The sequence below is a fragment of the Vibrio genomosp. F10 str. 9ZD137 genome, from assembly GCF_049974785.1.
In the GTDB taxonomy this organism is placed as follows: Bacteria; Pseudomonadota; Gammaproteobacteria; order Enterobacterales; family Vibrionaceae; genus Vibrio.
The window spans coordinates 1-4,497 of the sequence record NZ_JBNGCJ010000402.1 but is presented as its reverse complement, the minus strand read 5'-3'; the positions used below and the strand labels follow the sequence as shown (position 1 = coordinate 4,497).

The 4,497-nt window shown below is 44.1% G+C and carries 6 protein-coding genes; 1 reads left to right on the top strand and 5 read right to left on the bottom strand.

From position 1 onward, the window contains the following. From ACP45E_RS09235 to ACP45E_RS09215, 5 genes are all read right to left on the bottom strand, one after another. On the bottom strand, positions 1 to 192 hold a 192-nt coding region (locus tag ACP45E_RS09235), incomplete at its 3' end, for a DUF2620 family protein (RefSeq protein ID WP_141707272.1). A 46-nt stretch (positions 193 to 238) separates the two neighbouring features. After that, positions 239 to 1,114: a hydrolase gene (locus ACP45E_RS09230; RefSeq protein ID WP_017036399.1), complete on the bottom strand. Its 876-nt coding sequence runs from the start codon at positions 1,112 to 1,114 to the stop codon at positions 239 to 241. A gap of 5 nt (positions 1,115 to 1,119) precedes the next feature. After that, positions 1,120 to 1,518, bottom strand: a complete 399-nt coding sequence (locus ACP45E_RS09225) for a hypothetical protein (RefSeq protein WP_240492272.1) — start codon at positions 1,516 to 1,518, stop codon at positions 1,120 to 1,122. A 60-nt stretch (positions 1,519 to 1,578) separates the two neighbouring features. Then, positions 1,579 to 2,475: a GntR family transcriptional regulator YhfZ gene (gene yhfZ / locus ACP45E_RS09220; protein ID WP_017038276.1), complete on the bottom strand. Its 897-nt coding sequence runs from the start codon at positions 2,473 to 2,475 to the stop codon at positions 1,579 to 1,581. Positions 2,476 to 2,652: 177 nt separating this feature from the next. Then, the gene (locus tag ACP45E_RS09215) at positions 2,653 to 3,537 is read right to left on the bottom strand and encodes a helix-turn-helix transcriptional regulator (protein ID WP_017038275.1); all 885 of its coding nucleotides are present in this window, start codon (positions 3,535 to 3,537) and stop codon (positions 2,653 to 2,655) included. Between the two features lie 192 nt (positions 3,538 to 3,729). Here ACP45E_RS09215 and ACP45E_RS09210 point away from each other — a divergent pair. After that, the coding region (locus ACP45E_RS09210; protein ID WP_141707271.1) for an MFS transporter at positions 3,730 to 4,497 on the top strand (768 nt) is incomplete at its 3' end.

Sequence of the window (4,497 nt, the reverse complement as noted above, 5' to 3'; positions counted from 1 at the left end):
GATGGCCATAGCAAGCGCACCGCCTGCGCCGGTATTACAGCAACCAATGAAGTAGTCCATATCTCCAGACTTTACTCGCATAGCCGCGTCCATATCCGTCAAAATATGGCATTCAAATACACCCGGAGCGGATGCCTCGATCTGATCTCTAATTTGCTCTCGTTGCAAACCAGCGATGGCAATTTTTTTCATGTGTCGTCCTTTGTCATGTGTCGTTTTTTGTGAGCGTATGTGCTCTTTATCCAAACAAGCGTGTAGGGTTCGTTTGTAACATGGTGCTTATTTGGTGATCGGTGATCCCATGCTCTTTGAGCAGAGGAATAAATTCATCAATGAGGTAGCTAAATCCTAGGCCACCATTGCCTTTCAAATGCGATCGCCTTGTTATATCCATCGATAGCATGATTTGTTCTGCGTAGCCTCGTTCGCACAGAATGCGGAGTGATTCGGCGCGATGGGTATCGGGGTAATAGCTGTTTTTTCCTATCGTATCGAACTGGATGTAGCACCCTTGGTCGAGCATCCAAAGGATGTCATCTAAGTTGTCTCGTAAATCACAGTGCCCAATGGTGACTTTGTTCATTGGCACCGAGCAACTTTTGAGTAACTCAATTTGCGCTTTGCCCATCGTACTCATTGATTGATGAGTGGAAATAGGGCGTCCGGTCTCCAAATGAGCGATGGCAGCACCACGAAAGACGTTTTGTTCGGTTTCACTAAAGCCATTTTCACTGCTGCCAATTTCACCAATGACGCTTGCTTTGAGGTTTGAATTGTCTATCCCCACTTCAATTTCTTTGATCATTCCCTGAGCAATTTGTTGAACACTCATGGTGTAGAGTGAATCTGGGAAAAAGCCTTCGATGTAAAACCCAGTAGAGAGCAGTACATTGATACCCGTGTCGCTCATTAAATTTTCAATAAAATGAGGATTTCTACCCATAAAAGCATTAGTGACTTCAACGATGTTACGTACCCCGCGAGTTTGCAACGCCATCATTTCATCACACAGCAGTTGATACTGGTCTAGGCGGCAGTCGATATCGTCTTTCTGAGGTGACAAATCGATGTGTAGATGCTCATGGCAATAGGTGTAACCGGTACTGTCGATCATCGTTCTTATTCCTGATTTTGTAATGTTTTTCCAACTTGGTACAAGGAGTAGATATTGGCAATCATGAAGCTTTCTTCCGCTGTTGGAACCGCGTTTAAATCCATTGAACTAAGAACCTTGCTATGCAAATTCAAAACGATATCGACATCAGAATCTTCATATATTTCGTCAAGTACTTCAGAATCCAAACCTTCTTTGATGGCGTCACCTTGCCAAATACGATCAGCGGCGCGGCACAGGTGAGTCAATGCCATTTGGTATTGCTCATTATCGTGTGGCAGACCAAGCTCTTTGTCGATCAACGCTAAGGCTTGTAGCCCACCATTATGTGCCCTTTGGCTGATGGCATTGGCTTGTAACAAAAGGGCGAATCGTTGTTCCATGCTGGCTCCGAGTTGTTCCATGTTGGTTCCTAGTTCCATGTTGATTTCTATAGTCTGTCATTTATTGACGGTCGATATTCGCTAGTAACTAGGGATGATCGTGCCTTCCACAACCGCATTTTGATGTTCACGCAATTGATCGGTTCTCAATAGTTTTCTCAACAAAATAGTCAGATGTGATGAAGCTCCATTGACTAACATCACGGCCTCTGAAGCGTCTCGACAAGCCGGCACGTGACTCAGGGAACGTTCATCTAAGTCATATTTTTCCATCTCAATCGCTTCTGGTAACCAGACCACGGCGTCGATATCACCCTTGGTTAAGTGAGCTAAACTCTCCCCATAATGTATTTCGACTATTTCAATGTCCTTATCAGCAAAAGCTTGGCTTGTTAATATTTTTTGATCGGGTGAATCTGGATCAACACCGACACGGCGAATGTTCTCGTAGCGGCCTTTTTTGAAAATCAGCCGATGTTCGTGTGAATAGGAATGTGCACCCAAATCAATGGCGGTGACCAAACCACTCGCTAGCTCTTTGGCTGCTAGTTTCGACATAATCGCTACATCATATGTCCCATTTCTTAGGCATTCAGCGCGAACACTTGCCCCTCGCATATGGGCAAAATAAAGCGGTAAATCTCCAATTTGTGCTTTTAAGCCACTAGCTAGGCCTTCGTAATGACGGGTATAAGGCAATGGCATTGCACACACCACATTGCTTAAACCCGCACAGCCAACTAATTCTCTGTAATCCAATTGAGTGATAAAGGTGCCGTTGCGACCTTGTTTTGAAAGCATTACGGCGCCACGCTGCTCTATGGTTGTGAGCGCTTTTTGAATAAAGCCGACCGATACAGAAAACTCTTCAGAGAGTGAATCAATCGTTCTTAGACGATCGCCTTCTGTCGTGGTCATCAGGTATTGGGCGATGCTCATGATCGCCGAGCCTTCTTTGCTGATGTAATTAATGGGCATATCTATTTATCTTCATTATTTTGAAGATAAGGTAAACTATAATTTGCTCAATAAAAAGTCACAAGAGTTCAAAACGTGAGCTATCTCGATATTTATCAGGGAAACAACAACGTAAAACGATCGTTATCGGAAGGAATTTTCTTTGAAAATATTAGGTTAATAGAGAATTATCATGACTTAGCGGAATCGATGGCGAAACTCAGAGGGTGTCATGGTTTTCAACTCTTTGAATTGACGATTGAAATTAGACAGGTTTTTGAAACCGGTTTTTTCTGCGACCAGAGCGATAGGAAAACGGGTGTTAATGAGCAGTTCGCATGACTTTCCGATTCGATACTGTTTCAGGTGCTCAGAAAAGCTCATCCCATAGTGCCTCTCAAACATCCGATAGGCAGAGCTTTCGCTCATGTGGAGTTTTTGGCACAAGTCGGATATTTTAATGCCCTGACTGTAATGGTTTTCAATATATCGAGATGCTCTCTCAATACGCTGGTTTAGCTCTGAATCTTCCGATACGGGTTTAATGCGATACGGTGTTGTTGATAGCTTTTCTGAGTGGGTGCCTTCAGACAATTCTATCAATATTTCAATGACCTTTACCGCTTGATAATGACGATCCAGCTTGGTGACTCCCTCAAGTAAAGCGGCGACCTTTTTTGTTGTCGCACTATCAAAAGAAAGCCCATAAGCCGAATTATCCAATAGGCGTTTGATGTCTCTTGCTTCAGGCAGCAACTCGATTAAGCGCTCTAACCAATGATGAGAGAGCCAGACAATGATCGTATGATGATGGTAATCGTCTTTGGTGCTTTTCCCTGCCAACATATGCGGCACACCTGGACCATAAAGAAGTAATGTGTTGTGGTGTATATCACCTATGGCATCCCCTGCAAAAAAGCTGCCCTGGAACGCGTTGTCTGGATCAAGGTATAGCACCAACTCATATTCTGAATGATAGTGCCACGAACAAGAAACCTCATCCTTTTCAGCGAGACAGTGAAACTCTCTTACTACCCAGTCAAAGCTTGGTGTATTGAGGACGCGTTCTTTAAATGGTTTCATGGTTATACCAACTTTTTTTTTTAGGCGCTAGATTAATTGGATAGGCCTATTCTGTCAAAGAATGGAGAAAAATTGAACGAATAGTATTAAAGGTGGCTCGAATAACATCAATCATATTCATAATCATTGAGTAGACTGTACCGAGCGCAAAAAGTCCGATTGGGGCTTTTTCTAAAGATTAGGTTTTGTACTATGCAAGATAATAAAATGGCCATGTTGTTCATCTTCACCGCATTCGTTACCGGGCTATGTGGTGCATTTTTCTATCCTCTGTCGAGCTTATTTATCGTCGAGGAATTGGGTGCAACACCTATGATGCTCAGCGCTTACATGACGTTGGTGGTCGTGAGTTCTGTTTCTGTGTCCCATTTTATTGCCAAACGGTCTGATAGCCATTGGAATAGAAAAACGATTTTGATGGTTTCACTCACCAGCTATTTGATTTTGGTATCGAGCTTTATCGTGATTCGAGATTACTGGTTAGCGATTGCGGTCGCGGTGGTGTTTGGTAGTGTGAGCGGGGCTTCGTTTGGCCAGTTGTTTGCGTTGGGCCGTGAATACGGTGATCGTCATGTGGCCAACAGTACGAGCTTTTTAGCCAAAATGCGGGCAGGATTGGCCATTGCCTGGGTGTTTGGTCCGCCTATGGCTTTTATGCTGAAGGCTCAGTTTGGCTTTGGTGCGACGTTTGCCGTATCAGCGATAACGGTGTCGGTCGCGATACTGGTTATTGCGAAATATATTCCGGGTAATGTCGTGACAAAAGAGGAACGTGCCGAGAAAGTCGATCATAAACCATTGAGTGGCATGGTGATGCTTTATTGTTTGATTGTTGTGTGCGCGTTTTCGGCGAACAATCTGTACATCACCAGCATTCCGTTGTATCTCTCTCAGGAGCTAAAAGTCAATGTGAGCTGGCTGGGGCTTTTATTTGGCATGGCGGCCGCGTGTGAAATCCCC